12 protein-coding genes are annotated in these 14,792 nt (G+C 66.6%); 4 read left to right on the top strand and 8 right to left on the bottom strand.

The window, feature by feature from the left end; all coding sequences use genetic code 11:
• Positions 1-34: 34 nt before the first annotated feature.
• The 5 genes from B4V06_RS12495 to B4V06_RS12475 form a co-directional block, all read right to left on the bottom strand.
• A complete protein-coding gene (locus tag B4V06_RS12495; RefSeq protein ID WP_123112313.1) occupies positions 35-1,957 on the bottom strand; it encodes a DEAD/DEAH box helicase family protein in 1,923 nt (640 codons plus the stop codon).
• Between the two features lie 70 nt (positions 1,958-2,027).
• Positions 2,028-2,750, bottom strand: a complete 723-nt coding sequence (locus B4V06_RS12490) for a hypothetical protein (RefSeq protein ID WP_176329417.1) — start codon at positions 2,748-2,750, stop codon at positions 2,028-2,030.
• Between the two features lie 116 nt (positions 2,751-2,866).
• On the bottom strand, positions 2,867-3,835 hold the full coding sequence (locus tag B4V06_RS12485) for an aldo/keto reductase (RefSeq protein WP_123112312.1): 969 nt from the start codon (positions 3,833-3,835) through the stop codon (positions 2,867-2,869).
• A gap of 77 nt (positions 3,836-3,912) precedes the next feature.
• Positions 3,913-4,965, bottom strand: a complete 1,053-nt coding sequence (trmB, locus tag B4V06_RS12480; RefSeq protein ID WP_123112311.1) for an HTH-type sugar sensing transcriptional regulator TrmB — start codon at positions 4,963-4,965, stop codon at positions 3,913-3,915.
• Positions 4,966-5,127: 162 nt separating this feature from the next.
• Positions 5,128-5,883, bottom strand: coding sequence for a proteasome assembly chaperone family protein (locus tag B4V06_RS12475; RefSeq protein ID WP_123112310.1), 756 nt, complete (start codon positions 5,881-5,883; stop codon positions 5,128-5,130).
• A 125-nt stretch (positions 5,884-6,008) separates the two neighbouring features.
• On the opposite strand from B4V06_RS12475, the gene B4V06_RS12470 reads away from it, so the two are divergent.
• Both B4V06_RS12470 and B4V06_RS12465 read left to right on the top strand, forming a co-directional pair.
• Positions 6,009-7,190 carry a mechanosensitive ion channel family protein gene (locus B4V06_RS12470; RefSeq protein WP_255212516.1) on the top strand — a complete coding sequence of 394 codons (1,182 nt, stop codon included), beginning with the start codon at positions 6,009-6,011 and terminating at the stop codon, positions 7,188-7,190.
• Positions 7,191-7,256: 66 nt separating this feature from the next.
• Complete coding sequence (locus B4V06_RS12465) at positions 7,257-8,999, top strand: MATE family efflux transporter (RefSeq protein WP_498170080.1); 1,743 nt, start codon at positions 7,257-7,259, stop codon at positions 8,997-8,999.
• A gap of 4 nt (positions 9,000-9,003) precedes the next feature.
• Here B4V06_RS12465 and B4V06_RS12460 read toward each other — a convergent pair whose 3' ends face one another.
• Together B4V06_RS12460 and B4V06_RS12455 are read right to left on the bottom strand one after the other, a co-directional pair.
• Entirely contained in the window at positions 9,004-9,231 is a 228-nt protein-coding gene (locus B4V06_RS12460) for a DUF7385 family protein (RefSeq protein ID WP_123112309.1), read from the bottom strand.
• A gap of 107 nt (positions 9,232-9,338) precedes the next feature.
• Positions 9,339-10,205, bottom strand: coding sequence for a DUF7117 family protein (locus tag B4V06_RS12455; protein WP_123112308.1), 867 nt, complete (start codon positions 10,203-10,205; stop codon positions 9,339-9,341).
• A gap of 163 nt (positions 10,206-10,368) precedes the next feature.
• On the opposite strand from B4V06_RS12455, the gene B4V06_RS12450 reads away from it, so the two are divergent.
• Together B4V06_RS12450 and B4V06_RS12445 are read left to right on the top strand one after the other, a co-directional pair.
• Entirely contained in the window at positions 10,369-11,499 is a 1,131-nt protein-coding gene (locus B4V06_RS12450) for a DUF7544 domain-containing protein (protein ID WP_498170078.1), read from the top strand.
• A gap of 687 nt (positions 11,500-12,186) precedes the next feature.
• A complete protein-coding gene (locus B4V06_RS12445) occupies positions 12,187-13,389 on the top strand; it encodes a Cdc6/Cdc18 family protein (protein WP_123112306.1) in 1,203 nt (400 codons plus the stop codon).
• Between the two features lie 115 nt (positions 13,390-13,504).
• Here the strand turns inward: B4V06_RS12445 and B4V06_RS12440 are convergent, their stop codons facing one another.
• Entirely contained in the window at positions 13,505-14,065 is a 561-nt protein-coding gene (locus B4V06_RS12440) for a TATA-box-binding protein (protein WP_015910251.1), read from the bottom strand.
• Positions 14,066-14,792: the final 727 nt, after the last annotated feature.

Genomic DNA, 14,792 nt, shown 5'->3' with positions numbered 1-14,792 from the left:
GTCGACAACCGCGATTCCGCGACGTCGGCGACCGCTACTCCGCGACGTTCGTCTCCCGCACTCGCACGCCCTTGCGCGCGAGGTGTCGCATCTGCCGCTGCGCGAACTCCTCTTCGCTGGAGCCGCGCGTCGCGAGCACGTAGACGAGCGCTGAGCCGGCGGGGCGCATCGTCCGGCCCGCGCGCTGGGAGCCCTGCCGGCGGGAGCCGCCGAGCCCGCTGGCGACGACCGCGACCTCGGCGTTCGGGAGGTCGATGCCCTCGTCGCCGACGCGGGAGACGACGAGGGTGTCGAGGTCGTCTACGTCCGAACCGGGTCCCGCTTCCTCGCCGTCGTCGCTCCCTCCGTCCTCGCGGAACCGCCGGAACAGCTCCGCGCGCTCGTGATGGGGCGTCTCGCCGCTTATAAACGGGACGCCGAGCGCGTCCGCGATCGCCTCGCCCTGGTCGAGGAACTCGATGAAGACGAGCGCCTTCTTGTCGCGGTGAGCGGCCAGCAGGTACCGGATCTCCTCGATCTTCGCGGGGTTCTCGGCGGCGAGCCGGCGTCGCTCGCGGCCGTCGGCGCTGGCGTACTCGTTCTGCGCCAGCTCGTCGCGCCACGGGACGTAGCGGATCTCGACCTCCGGCTCCTGGACGAAGCCGGCCTCGAACAGCTCGTCCCAGTCGGCGCCGATCGGCTGGCCGATCAGGGTGTAGATCTCCTCCTCGCTGCCGGTCTCGCGGACCGGCGTGGCCGAGAGCCCGAGCCGGTGTTTGCTCTGGAGCTCGGCCGTCCGGGAGTAGACCGGGGCACTGACGTGATGGGCCTCGTCGAAGCAGATCAGTCCCCACTTTCGCGAGTCGAACAGGCTGCGGTGGCGGTCCATCCCGGCGATCTGGTAGGTCGCGATCGTGATCGGCCGGATCTCCTTCTGCCCGCCGTGGTACAGTCCGACGTCGGCGGGGTCTATCGTGGAGTGTTCGAGCAGTTCCTCGCGCCACTGCCCGGCGAGCTCGCGGGAGGGGACCAGGATGAGGGTCTCGCCGCCGACCGCCGCGATGGTCGCGATGGCGGCGACGGTCTTCCCGGAGCCCGGCGGACCGACGTACACCCCGGAGCGGCGCTCGAGGAACGTCTCCACCCACGTCTCCTGGTAGGGTCGGAGGTCGGTCGTGAGGTCGACGTCGACCGGGTCGCCCACGTCGAGGTCGCGGTCGTCCTCGACCGGGTAGCCCGCGTCGTAGAGGGCGCGCTTGACCTCGGCGACGGCCTCCTCGTTCACCCAGGCCTCCGTCTCCGAGATGGGCGCCCGGAGGTGGTCGTCGTCGAGGTGCTGGTCCGCGACGTTGCCCATCAGGCTCTCGGCGGCGGCCGCCAGGACGACGTAGTCGTCCTCGTGCGTGTAGAGGCGAAAGCGGTGCGCGCGGCGCCACTGGTCTCGGATCCACTCCTCGAGGTGCTCGTACCGGCACGGGAGCACCGACCGGAGGCTCGCGATGAGGGCGTCGGCGTCGTCGAACGGCGCGGCCCACACGTCCTCCTGACGGATCCGGTAGAGGTACCCGCGGGTGCCGGGCTCCGTCCCGGTGGTGTCGACGAGGTGCGCAAACTGCGAGAGCCGTGCCCGGGTGTACTGCGTCGGGCGGTCGACGACGATCTCGCGGCGGTTCGGGAACGCGACGACGCGCTCGCGGGTCGCCAGTCGGCCCCAGTCGGTCGGGTAGAAGACGACCGGGTCGCTCTCGACGTCGAGCCGGTCCACGTCGCCGCGGTCGACGAGCGCGGCCAGCGCGTCGCGGGCGGCCGACTGCGTCGTGCCGAGCCGGCGAGCGACCTCGCTGGCCGTCGCGATCGGTCGCTCTTCGGCTTCGAGCGCCTCGTGGAAACGGTCCAGCGAGAGGTCGGTGTCGGCCGTTGCGTCGTCCTCGGCGCCGGAGCCGTCTGCTTCGCCGGACGCGCCGGGCTCGTCGGTCATTAGAACCGATTCGGGCGCGACGCTGAAAGGGGTAGCGTCCGCGGGCGGGAGGGGTGGTACGGCCCGGCTGTCAGCGACCGGAGCGCCCGTGACAGCCGCGGGAGGTGATCGCGTCCTTCGACCGGAACCGGCAGCCGCAGTCGGCACAGCGGACGTACGGCTCGCCGGGTTCGGTCTTCAGGCGGTGGTCGCCGACGACGAACGGGCGAGTCACGGTCCGGGGGCGGATCCGGTCCGGGATCGGCGTCGAGGACGACTCGCTGAGCGCCGCTCGCACGGCGATGGTGTCGACGTCGACGGGGTCCCATCGGCGGGCGTCGAGGGCCGCCTCGCGGTCGGCCACCTCGGTCCAGCCGGTGACGACGACGGGGGAGTTCGTCTCCGTGTCGCCGACGACGACGACGAACCGGATCCCGCCCTCGACGAGGGCGAACCGCCAGCCGTCGGTCCGGTTCCACCGGAGCTGTCCGCGCCGGATCGCGTCGCTCACGGTGCGGGTCGAGACGTAGCGACCGGGCTGTTCGAGCCGGTCGCGGAAGTGATCGGTGAGCGCGTAGAGCCCCGGGTCGCGGATCGGCGGGTCCTCCGCGGTTCGCGCGACCGAGGACCGTCGGTCCGAAGCGGAGTTCCGGCGCCGCGAGTCGCCTGTCTCCGGGTCGAAGGGGAGGGAATCCGACCTCGCCGCCCGCCGGCGAGACCCCGCCGGCGCGGTCGTGGACGCGGTCCGACGCTCCGTCGTCGATCCGGGACGGGGCGACTCGCCGTCCCCCGGCCCGCCCTGTCGGGATGCCACTGAGTGTTCGTACAGAGTGTGCTCTTAAGTGTGTTACGGCGACACAGGGGTGCGGTCCGCGGATCGGCGTCGGACGATCGGCGGGCGTTCGCCGCGGGTTGCGCTCCGGGCGCGAGCTACTCGTGCCCGGAGACACGGACCGGCTCGTACGGCTCCTCCAGCCACTCCACGTCCGACTCCGTGAGCGTCACGTCGAGCGCCTCAACGGCGTCCTCCAGGTGCTCGACGCTCGACGTGCCCACGATCGGCGCGTCGACGACGTCTTTGCCGGCCACCCAGCGGAGCGCGATCTGGGCCATCCGCACGCCCTTCTCGTCGGCCAGCTCCTCGATCCGGCGGTTGACCTCCTCGCCGCCGCCCTCGCGGTACGGGCGCCCGAGTTCCGTTTCGTGTTCCCCGCGGGACGTGGCGTCGTCCTGCTCGTAGGGGCGCGCGAGGTAGCCGGCGCCGACCGGGCTCCACGGGATCATCCCGACGTTCTTCTTCTCGCACAGCGGAACCATTTCGCGCTCCTCCTCGCGGTACGCGAGGTTGTAGAGGTTCTGCATCGTGACGAACCGCTCGTACCCCTCGCGCTCGCTCGCGTGGAGCGCCTCCGCGAACTGGTGCGCCCACATCGAGGAGGCGCCGACGTATCTGACCTGACCGCGGCGGACGGCGTCGTCGAGCGTCGCCAGCGTCTCCTCGATCGGCGTGTCGTCGTCCCAGCGATGGATCTGGTACAGGTCGACTGTGTCCATGCCGAGCCGGTCGAGGCTGTGCTGCAGCTCCTGTTCGATCGCCTTCCGCGAGAGCCCGCCCGAGTTCGGGTTCGACTCGTCCATCTCGCCGTACACCTTGGTGGCGACGACGAACCGGTCGCGGTCGTACTCGGCGAGCACGTCGCCGAGGATCTCCTCGCTCTCTCCGTTCGAGTAGACGTTTGCGGTGTCGAAGAACGTGATCCCGAGCTCGACGGCGCGCTCGATGAGCTCGCGGCCCTCGTCCTCGTCGAGCATCCACTCGTGCCCGCTCCCGAAGCTCATGCAGCCGAGCGCGAGCTCGCTGACGCTCGTCCCGGTGTCTCCCAGCGTCGTGTATTCCATACGGAACGGGCAGCGCCCCGACTAATAAATCGCGGCGGCTGCGCGATCGGATATTTAAATTGAACCGGTGGGTCGGCCTACAGCGCCGGCGGCTCGTCGCGACCGATGACGATCTCTTGTCCCTCGACGTCCTCGAGGGCGGCGACCCGCCCGCCGATCTCGACGCGCCCAGACGCCGTCTCGACCATCAGCGAGGCGACCTCCTCGGACTCCTCGAACGCGAGATCGACGACGCGGCCGCGGACGGTCACCTCCTCGCCGGTCTCGATGTCCCGTCCCTCGACGGCGGCGTAGAAGTCGTCCTCGCCGAACTCCTTGACGTCCTTGACGGCTCGGCGGATCGACGCGTAGCGGCGCGGGAACGGTCGATCCGCCCCGTTAGTGGCGAGCGTCTCCGCGGTCGTCCACAGCACGGTGCCGAAGAAGCCGGAGACGAGGAAGCCGAGCGCGGACCGGTTGAAGATGACCCCGTAGCGCTCGCGGTCGTCACGGAGGGCGTCCTGCGTGGCGTAGACGGAGTACTCCCCGTCGGCGACCGCGAGGATGGGCGTGGTGATTCCGCGGCGTGCCCGGGCGATGGTCGAGACTTCGAGGTAGTCGAACTCGTCCGGGTCCGGCGCCTTCGACGCGGGCGTGACGAGGAGCTCGACGCTGACGCCCTCGGCCACCTTCGCCGCGAGGTCGTCGCGGAACCGACGGAGCAGGCCGGGGGTCAGCGAGACGGCGAGCTCGTACTCGGCGCCGCCGATGACCTCCTCCAGGTACCGGAGGATCGTCGAGCGCGACTTCACTAGCGACACGGCCTCGGTCTCCCGCGTCGGCGCGGTGTAGCGCGCCTCCAGCTCGTCGACCATCTCGGCGAACGACGACCGGAGGTCGCCGAACGCGTCGTCCGGGTCGACGGCGACGATCTTCATCGGCCGCGACTCGCGCAGCTCCACGAGCCCGCGGTCCGAGAGGCTTCGGACCGTGTCGTACACGCGCGGCTGCGGGATGTCCGTCCGGTCGGCGATGTCGCTCGCCGTCAGTTCGCCGTGTTCCAGCACCGCGAGGTAGGCGTCGATCTCGTACTCGCCGAGGTTGAACCGGTCCCCGACGTGATCGAGGGTGTCGCGGAGATCGTCGGTCATGCTGGTGACGATACGTCCCTCGGATATAGGTTTTTACTATGAGTCGAGTTGCACGCGTTTTCAGAGTCAGATCCCCTGAGACGATCCGTCGACCAGCGTCGCTGTGATAGGTATTTGGTTCGAAGCGATAGTACATGTACGTAAGTCGATTCGCGTGGGCCGTCACATGTACATCCGATCGTAGGCGCCGTCCGGCTCGTCCTCCTCTATCCGCTCGGCGAGCCCTTCGTAGTGTTTGCGGACCTCGGCGGCGAACGACGCCAGCGGCTCGGAGTCGATCCCGAGGTCGTAGGTCCCGTTCACCGTATCCACGAGCCGCACCGCGGCCTCCACGTCCGGGGCCTGCGCGTGGACCGGCGTGATGAACACCCCGACACCGAGCGGCGAGCCCATTCCCCGTTCGAGCAGCGCCGCGTTCGCTCCGTCCAGGAAGCCGGCCTCCATCGGGGGGATTGCCTCCTCTCCGTCCCTCTCTGTCGCGAGCCGAGCCTCGCGGTAGTCGTCCGTCGCGACGTAGAAGGTCCGGTGAGCGTCGGGGCCGTGCGGGATCGGCACCCCCGACAGCACCGCGATCTCGGAGACGCCGGCGCCCTCCGTCCAGTCGAGGATCGACGACGAGAGCGGCTCCCCGAGCGCGGGCGGGACGAACTGTTCGGCCACGAGGACGGTGATGTCGACGTCGTCCGCGGAGTAGAGTCGGATCGGGTGACGCGGTCGTCCCTTCGCGAACGGGGTGATCGAGGGCAGCCCCTCGATCCGAATGTGGCCGGTCTCCTCGAGCCCGAGGTCGTCGACCACGTAGTCCACGGCGGTCAGTCCGGCGAGGCCGAACGAGGAGAATCCGGCGACGAGGACGTCGCTCGGGGCGGAATCGTGCGCGACGCTGAAGGACGGTTCGGTGGGCGGTGTGCGGGCCATACTGTCGAGTTCGCTCGGACGGGTGATAGTGGTTACTCAGGCCTCGTTCGCGCGTTCACCGACCTCCCCGTTGCCCCCGTCCTCGGGGAGAAACCCTTTTTCGGGTGGGCGATAGCGAGTTGGCTATGGCACAGCCCGCGGGCGCGGCGCCGATCTCGGGGACGCTCTTCGATCCGGCGCTGGCGCAGGTCCTCGATCCGGCGCTGGCGCAGGTCCTCGATCCGGTGGCGAACGCCGTCTCGCGGCTGGCGTCGCTCCCCGGGTCGCGACTGCTGTTGGTGCTCCTCTCGGTGGGGCTGGGAGTGCTCGTCTCGAAGTTCCTCGTCCGGCTCATCGGGCGTCCGGTGGCGCGGCGGGTGTCGAGGCAGAGCGTCGCGCAGACGATCGTCCGTGGGGTCCGGGTCGGGACGATCCTCATCGCGCTACTGTTCGGGCTCAGCGCCGCCGGGTTCCAGTTCACCGACCTACTCGTCGGGACGGCGGTGTTCTCCGCCGTGATCGGTATCATCCTCGCACCGATCGTCGGGAACTTCATCAACGGCGTGTTCATCCTCGCGGACCAGCCGTTCGAGATCGGCGACATGATCGAACTGGAGAACGGGACCACCGGGTTTGTCGAGGACATCACGATCCGGTACACCAAGATCTTCACGCTCGATAACACCTTCCTCGTCGTTCCGAACGGGGCCATGCGCGAGCGGGACGTGACCAACTTCTCGGCGGAAGACGAGCGGACGCGGCGGACCATCGACGTGCTCGTCACCTACGAGAGTGACATCTCCGAGGGTCGACAGCTGATCGAGCGCGCTGCCCGCGACTGCGACGCAGTGATCAACGGCGGCCCGGACATCCGGGTCGGCGTCGCGCGCTACACCGCCAGCCCGGACTGCCGCATCCACGAGTTCGGCGACGACGGCGTGCTCCTCCGCCTCCGCTACTGGGTGAAGAAGCCGTACAAGCTCGCGAAGGTCCAGTCGGACGTGAACACGCGGATCCGCGAGCGGCTCACGGACGCCGACGTCGAGATGGCCTACCCGCATCGCCACCTCGTCTTCGACGACACCTCCGGCGTCGCGCGGGTCGGCGGTCCGGACGACGGCCGCCCGGAGGGCGAGCGCGCGGGCGACAAACCCACCGGCGACGAAACGCGAGCCGGTCGACAATCCGACGACAGATCGTCGACAGATGAGAGTTCGAAGAGCGACGACGCGACTGGTAATGATGGATCTGATCATGACGCGACTGGCGACGACGCGACTGGCGACGATATGGCTGGTGATACCGCGACCAGCCGCGACGAGCGCTGAGACGACCGGGACACGTAGCCCGCCGGAACCGGAACTCTGATTGACGGAGGTACCATTTATAAGATAGTGAGCGACGAGCCCTCCGAAGATCGGACAGCTACTCCTCTGGATGACGGCGGTGACGGTTCGCATGACGACGTCGGTGACGGGGGTGATACTGCCCTCAGTGACGATGGATCCGGTAGCGATGATGGATCCGGTGGCGATAATGGATCCGGTGGCGATAATGGATCCGGTGGCGATGGTGGAACCGGTGGCGATGGTGGATCCGGTGGCAATAGTGGCGATGGTGGCGATGGAGACGACCGCGTCCCCGAGGAGTCGATCACCGAGGGGAGTCTGGTGCGACCGCTGTTCCAACTCGCGTGGCCCATCGTCGTCATTCAGCTGCTGCAAGTGACGTACAACGTCGTCGACACGCTCTACCTCGGCCGACTGTCGGCGGAGGCGGTAGGGGCGATCAGCCTCGCGTTCCCGCTGATCTTCCTGCTTATCGCCGTGGCGGGCGGGTTCACCACCGCGGGCGCCATTCTCGTGGCGCAGTACACCGGCGCGGACGGCGACCGGTCGGCGGGGATGGTCGCGGGACAGACGATTTTCACCGTCTCCGTGCTGTCGGTGCTCATCGGCGTCGCGGGGTACTTCTACACCCGCCCGGCCCTGGAGCTCCTCCCGAGCGATCCCGCCACGGCGGCGACGGTGATTCCCCTCGCGGCCGACTACATGGAAGTCATCTTCGCCGGCATCCCGCTGATGTTCGGCTTCTTCGTCTTCTCCGCGCTGATGCGCGGCTACGGCGACACCCGGACGCCGATGGCGGTGATGCTCGTCTCCGTTGTTCTGAACGTCTTCCTCGACCCGTTCTTCATTTTCGGGTTCGCGGACAACCCGCTGTTCGAGTGGCTCGCCGGGATCCCGGTCCTCGGCGCTCTCGATCCGGTGACACTGGAGAGCTCGCTGTTCGCGGCCACCGGCTTCACCGGGTACGGAATCGAGGGGGCCGCGTTGGCGACGATCCTCTCTCGGGGGGTCGCCACCGCCATCGGCCTCTGGCTGCTGTTCGGCACCGGTCTCGGTCCGGCGGTGACGGTGCGTCACCTCAAGCCCGACGTGGGGTTCATCCGCGACATCTTCCACCTGGGACTCCCGTCCAGCGTCGAGCAGACGACGAGCGCGCTCGCGATGATCACGCTCACGGCGATGGTCGTCACGTTCTCGCCGCCGGTGGTGGCGGCGTACGGGCTCGGGAACCGGCTCATCTCGCTCGTCTTCCTGCCCGCGATGGGACTCGGGCGCGCGATCGACACGATGGTGGGACAGAACCTCGGTGCGGACCGGGCGGACCGCGCCGCGCGGTCGGTCAAGCTGGCGGCCGGGACCGGGGCGGGCGTGATGTTCCTCGTCGCCGTCGTCGCGGTGACGTTCACGGAGCCGATCGTCGGCGCGTTCCTCGGCGACGTGCCTGACGCGCCCGCGACGATCGGTCACGCGGTCGAGTACGTCCGGATTCGATCGGTGGAGTTCGCCTTTATCGGCGTCTCGCAGGTGATACTCGGCGCGTTCCGCGGGGCCGGCAACACGAAGACGGCGATGGTGATCTCGATACTCACTCTCTGGGTCGGTCGCGTCGCCAGCGTGGGCTATCTGGTGTTCATCGCCGGCTGGGGCGAGACGGGGGTCTGGGTCGGTATGGCGCTCGGCAACATTCTCGGTGCGATCATCGGCGTCGCGTGGTTCGCTCGGGGAACGTGGACCGAGCGGTACATCGACGAGGCGGAACCCGACATCGATCCGGTCGCTGGCGACTGAGCGGTCAGTGCCGGAAGAGATGGATCGCGTCCTCGTCGCGGAGGAGACAGAAACGAGCGCCGTCGCTCTCGGGGAACGTCGTTCCCGACTCCCGCGTGGTGAACAGCCGGTCGAACGGTGCGTCACAGACCGGACACGAGATGTCTTTCCGGTTCTCCCAGAGACCCGTTGAGCCCGTGTCTTTGAGCTGTTTCAACGCGTGACGGTGGTCGTGGACGTCGAATCGCGGCATGGGCGCACGTCGGTGACGCGGGAATTGAATCTGATCCCGCGAGTATCACGGCTGATTCCGATTCGGGCTCAGGTCGACGCTCGACAGACACGCGCACGCGAGTCGCTTCAGGCGTCTCGGTCGGCCAGTCGCGCCCGGGCTCGCTCGATCGCCGCATCGCTGCCGGTTCGTACGTACTCGCCGAGTGCGTCTGCGACGTCGACGAGCGCGTCGGCGTCGGCCGCGGGGACATCGCCGTTGAGTGCCTCGACTCGTTTCGCTCGGTCGCGAAGCCGTTCCAGGAGCTCCTTGGTCGGGTCGATCCGTGAGCCGGGATCTCCGCCGTCGACGGAGACTGTCGGTGTGTCGGAGTCGGCGACCGTTGGGATGTCGGAGTCGGCGACCGTTGGGGTGTCGAAGTCGACGCTTGCCGGCGTGTCAGCCTCGATGTCGTTCTCGATTCCCTCGGCGAGCTCGTCGAGGAAGGCGAGGAGGTCGCTCCGGTACTCGTCGACCGCGCGCGCCGCCGCCATTCCGCGCGCTTCGCGGAGGCGTTCGGGGACGTCTCCGGTCGCGGGACGGTCGCCATCGTCGGCACCGGCCAGCAGATTGAGGAGGTACTCGCGGTCCGGATCCGCGGGATCTCGGAGTCGGTCGTAGCAGTCGACCGCCTCCAGCAGCTCCCGTGCCGCGAGGTACGTGCCGTCGAGCGGGAGCAGCTCCCCGCCGCGAATGAACCCGCGTTTGCGGACGTACTCGCGGAGGTCAGTTTTGAGTTCGTCGACGCCGTCCACGGGAAGCGTCCCGCGCGCTTCCCCGAACTGAGTGCGGTAGGCGCTGAGGTCGAGCGAGGCGGGCGCGTCGGTGTGGGCCGTGCGGTCGTCGACGCCGACGCTCCGGAGGCTCCCGCAGCCCGGGCATTCGACGCGTCCCGTCTCGTAGTACGACCATCGGGTCTCGCACTCTCGACACTCCCGTTCGCCGCGGACCTTCATGTTCGGTGTCTCGCACCGACCGGCGTAAAGGGCTGCGGTCGTTGCGAGCGGAGATGGCGAGCGGAGATGGCGAGCGGAGTCGAGAGCAGAGCCGGCGAGCGGGAGTCGACGAGCGCCCCCGACTGCAGAATGCTTTATAAATAATCCGCGAGAATCGCCGGACATGAGTTGGCACGCCGTCGACGCCGTGGACGACGCGGTCGACGCCACGCGCCGGTTCCTGTTCCCGTTCAGCCTCGTCCGCTGGACGAAGCTCGGCTTCCTCGTGCTCCTGATGGGTGGTGGCGGCGCCGCGAGCGCGAACGCGTCCGTCTCCGCCGTCTCCGATGCGGGCGTGATCTCCCCCGGGGAAACCGGATCGGTCTCTACAGGAGCCGATCTGGGCTCTGCGGGGATCGACCCGAGATCTGTCACTCCCGGTCAACTAGTGGAGACGATCGATCCCGGGGTACTCGCGGTCCTCGCCGTCGGGATCGTTCTCTTGGTTGCCGCATTTTCGGTGGTCTCGCTGTCGCTACGACTGGTCTTTTACGACGCTCTCCGGACGAACGAGGTACGGATACGGCAGCCGTTCCGCTCGCGACTTCGCCAGTCGCTCGGCCTCTTTCTATTCACCGCGGTTCTCAGCGCCGGGGCGATGGCCCCCCTCGCGCTCGCGGTCCTCGTCGCTAGCGCCGCGAACGCGCCGATCGGCGTTGGTCCGATCGATTCGGTCGCCGGATCGATCGGATCGCTGGCGACCGGACCGGTCATCGTTCTCGGCTTCGTTGGGGCCGCGTTCGTCGCGATCGCCGCACTCGCGCTCCGTTTTACCTACGAGTTCGTCGTCCCGACAATAGTCGTCGAAGAGACGGGTGTACTCGGCGGGTGGCGTCGGTTCTGGAGGACGTTGCGGACGGGATGGACGGAGTTCGTGGTCTATCTCGTCGTTCACGTGATCGTCTCGGTCGGGCTGTCGGTGGTCGAGGGGATCGCGGCCGTCCTTGCGTTCGCTCTCGTAGGCACAGTCGCCGGCCTCGTACTTCTCGCCGTGGCTGCCGCGCTGGGGGGTCTCGGCGCGCTGGTCGGGACCACGGCCGGTACGGCGGCGCTTGCCGTTGTAGTCATCGTCGCCGTCGCGTCCCTGATCGCGCTTGTCCTGCCCGTCAGGGTCGTCACGAGCTCGTACCGCATCGCCTACGAGGTCTCGACGCTCGGTGGGATCGATGGCGATCTCGCGCTACTCCACCGCGATCTCGATCCGAGAGTTTCTGAATCGGCGGAGTCGGACGCCGTGGATTCCCCCGACCCGTGAGCGCTGTGAGCCGACTCAAGTTCGGGGCGGGCTGAGACGGGTGGAGACGCTCTCGGTAGAGGTTAAGAAGAGGGTGACACACCGGGTTTCCGGTGAAATGGGTGAGAGTGGTGGGTGTCGTTGAGACGGGGAGCCCGGATTGAGTGTCAAACGAACAACTATCTGGCCAGTCTATTCTATAAAGAATTATAAACTAGTTTTGAGTACATTCCATTAGCTCGTATCGTGGAGAGACTTCTCTCCCGATAGTGGAGAGATTTTCATCGGAAATGGGAGCAACTGAGCCGTTCCCTGTCGGACACTAGTAGCTGCACATCGGGACACCGGGTTTCCGGTGAATTTGAGAGCCGATGAGAGTCCGTTTCGTCGTTCGACCTTCGGTAATTCTCTGTTATCGGTATCTCCCTCCCTATCTCCCTCTCTATCTTACCTCCAGATCTCGCCTCCATAGTTCGGGGTGACAAGCCACCCCCTGCAACCGAAATCCGATGCTAAATCCCTCGATCACTCCATCATCCGACTACCCTATCACCCACCCTACTGCCGACCCACTACCCACCCTACTGCCGACCCACTACCCACCCCACCCACACCTATTTCACCGGAAACCCGGTGTGTGTCTCAATCAACCCCTCCGCCACACGTCCGAAACGGAACGCATTTCACCGGAAACCCGGTGTCGATCCCATGGACGCAGCGGACGACCTCTTCACTCGGGAGGACCCGATATTCGCGAACAAGGAGCTCCTCGAAATCAGTCATCTCCCCGGAGAGGGTCGGATCGTCGGCCGGGACGACGAGATTTCCGACCTCGCGAACGCGGTCAACCCGGCGATCTTCGGACAGAGTCCGAGCAACGTGCTCATCTACGGGAAGACCGGGACTGGAAAGTCTCTCTGTGCGAAGTACGTCTCGAAACGACTCGTCTCGACCGCCGGCGAGGAGGGCGTCAACGCCACCTTCGCGTACGTCGACTGCGCACAGGACACGACCGAAACGCAAGCCGTGCAGACGATCGCCGACGGCGTGAATGATCCGGACGTGACCGGGATCAACGTCCCTGACAAGGGCCTCTCGACGTCGACGTACTACAAGCGGCTCTGGCGCATCCTCGACCAGCGGTACGACGTCGTGCTCATCATCCTCGACGAAATCGACAAGCTCGACGACGACGCAATCCTGATGCAGCTCTCCCGGGCGGGCGAGGCCGGGAAGATCACCGACTGCAAGCTCGGCGTCGTCGGGATCAGCAACAAGATCCAGTACAAAGACCGCATGGACGAGCGGGTCAAATCCAGCCTCTGTGAACGCGAATTCGTGTTCCCGCCGTACGACGCGAACCAGCTCAGAGAGATCATGCAGGCGCGGGCGGACGCGTTCCACGACGACGTCCTCGAACCGTCTACCATTCCGCGCGCCGCGGCGCTCGCGGCACGAGAGCACGGAGACGCACGGAAGGCGATCGACATCCTCAGATACGCCGGCGAGATCGCACAGGGCAACGACGAACCGACCGTCCGGGAGGGATTCGTCACGCAGGCGCGTCAGCGCGCCGAGACGGACCGCTTCCGCGAGCTCATCCGCGGCTCGACGCCCCACTCTCGGTACGTCCTCCAGGCGCTCGCGCTGCTGTCGCTCTCGAACGGACGCCAAGACGGCTTCAGAACCAGTCGCGTGTACGAGATCTACGAGAACATCTGTCGACAGGAAGGCTCTGACAGCCTCTCGCTTCGCCGCGTCCGCGACCTCCTCAAGGAGCACGCCTTCCTCGATATCATCGAGCAGTCGAAACACAGCGGCGGGAGCGCCGAAGGCAGTTACACGAAACACCAACTGCTGGAGGACCCGAGCGTCGTTAAAGACGTACTGACTGAGGACAGCGCCGCGTAACCGTCACTGGCACGCGAACTCGTCGCTCCGACGTTCGTCGACCGGACGGTACCGCACGTCGGTGTTGCGACGTCTCGCAACCGATCGAGCCGAGCCGATCCGATCGAGTGACCGCCTAGCCGAGCAACCCGAGTCCCTCGATCCGTTCGACGATCTCCTCGACGGCCTCCTCGGCGTCGTCTGTGCGTTTCCCGCCGGTGATGACGATCTTCCCGCTGCCGAACAGCAGGATGACGACCTCCGGCTCGTCCATCCGGTAGACGAGTCCGGGGAACTGCTCCGGCTCGTACTCGACGTCCTCCAACCCGAGCCCGATCGCCAGTGCGTTGAGGTTGAGGTTGTGACCGAGGTCGGCGCTCGACACGATGTTCTGCACCGTTATTTCCGGGTCCTCCTCGACGGGTATCTGGAGTCCGCGGAGCTTCTCGAAGATGATCCCGAGGGCCTCGTGGACGTCGTCGATACTTTTTGCGCCCGTGCAGACGATCTTCCCAGACCGGAAGATCAGTGCGGCGGCCTTGGGCTCCTGCGTCCGGTAGACGAGTCCGGGGAAGTTGTCCGGGTTAAAATCGGCACCCGGGAGGTCCTCCGCGAGTGCTTCCAAATCGAGCTCTTGGCCGATCCCGGTTGATGCAACGACGTTCTGGATCTCGATCGAATCAGCAGGGTTCGTCATCGTTCGCTTTTATATGTGTCCCCCTCCCTTATAAACGCCCGTGGTATAAACGACCACTCGCTCGCGGCGTGTTTCGGTACGCGCGTTTCGCATCTTTCTTCGCTCGCGTAGCACAGCTTCTCCGCCCCCGTCTCTACTCGCACCCAGCTCTCCTCTGCATCCGTCTTCACTCAGTTCATCCTCTCCGCTCATCTCGTATTCTCGTACGCACGCGATGATATCCGACGTTCGGTACTTGCGGGGCCGAATCTCCTTCTTGATTCGGTTGCCGTTTTCTCGGCTCATTCAGTGACAACTTTCGTATGTCTTTGCCCGGATCGGGGTTGCCCACTCGCCCGAACGGTCTTTCGTCGAGGGCGTCACGAGCGCTCTTCGCTCGCGACTCCCCGTGGCAACCGTTCACCAAGAAACCGCATGACGTGGCGGCGATAGTTCGACGGGGTTAAGTACAAGCCGGGGTTCGTGATGAATGCGAAGGTCCCCCGGCGCGGGGGACAACGGTCGGCCGCACCGCGGCCGGTCGAAGCGTTCCGACGTGCTTAAGTGTATAAGCCCGTTCGGTTGAAACGCGAAGAACGCACCGCGGATTCGGGCCGTTCAATTCGGCCCGGTTTCGCAGAGTCGGCTCGTCCGACTCACCGATATGAGGATTTCGCCCCCTGCGCTCCGGCGTAAGAGGAAATCTGATGTGAGCCATGGTAGTTCGGTGTCATCCAGGTCGCTGGGT

The organism is Halorubrum sp. B53, assembly GCF_059752395.1.
Note: the sequence above shows the minus strand (reverse complement) of the source record. Positions and strands in the feature narration are given on the sequence as shown.

What these genes read in the sequence shown, in the direction of transcription:
- B4V06_RS12440 (WP_015910251.1), bottom strand. Translation starts at nt 14,065, where the DNA reads ATGACGAACCCTGCTGATTCGATCGAGATCCAGAACGTCGTTGCATCA.
- B4V06_RS12455 (WP_123112308.1), bottom strand. Translation starts at nt 10,205, where the DNA reads ATGAAGGTCCGCGGCGAACGGGAGTGTCGAGAGTGCGAGACCCGATGG.
- B4V06_RS12445 (WP_123112306.1), top strand. Translation starts at nt 12,187, where the DNA reads ATGGACGCAGCGGACGACCTCTTCACTCGGGAGGACCCGATATTCGCG.
- B4V06_RS12470 (WP_255212516.1), top strand. Translation starts at nt 6,009, where the DNA reads ATGGCACAGCCCGCGGGCGCGGCGCCGATCTCGGGGACGCTCTTCGAT.
- B4V06_RS12485 (WP_123112312.1), bottom strand. Translation starts at nt 3,835, where the DNA reads ATGGAATACACGACGCTGGGAGACACCGGGACGAGCGTCAGCGAGCTC.
- B4V06_RS12460 (WP_123112309.1), bottom strand. Translation starts at nt 9,231, where the DNA reads ATGCCGCGATTCGACGTCCACGACCACCGTCACGCGTTGAAACAGCTC.
- B4V06_RS12450 (WP_498170078.1), top strand. Translation starts at nt 10,369, where the DNA reads ATGAGTTGGCACGCCGTCGACGCCGTGGACGACGCGGTCGACGCCACG.
- trmB (WP_123112311.1), bottom strand. Translation starts at nt 4,965, where the DNA reads ATGACCGACGATCTCCGCGACACCCTCGATCACGTCGGGGACCGGTTC.
- B4V06_RS12475 (WP_123112310.1), bottom strand. Translation starts at nt 5,883, where the DNA reads ATGGCCCGCACACCGCCCACCGAACCGTCCTTCAGCGTCGCGCACGAT.
- B4V06_RS12495 (WP_123112313.1), bottom strand. Translation starts at nt 1,957, where the DNA reads ATGACCGACGAGCCCGGCGCGTCCGGCGAAGCAGACGGCTCCGGCGCC.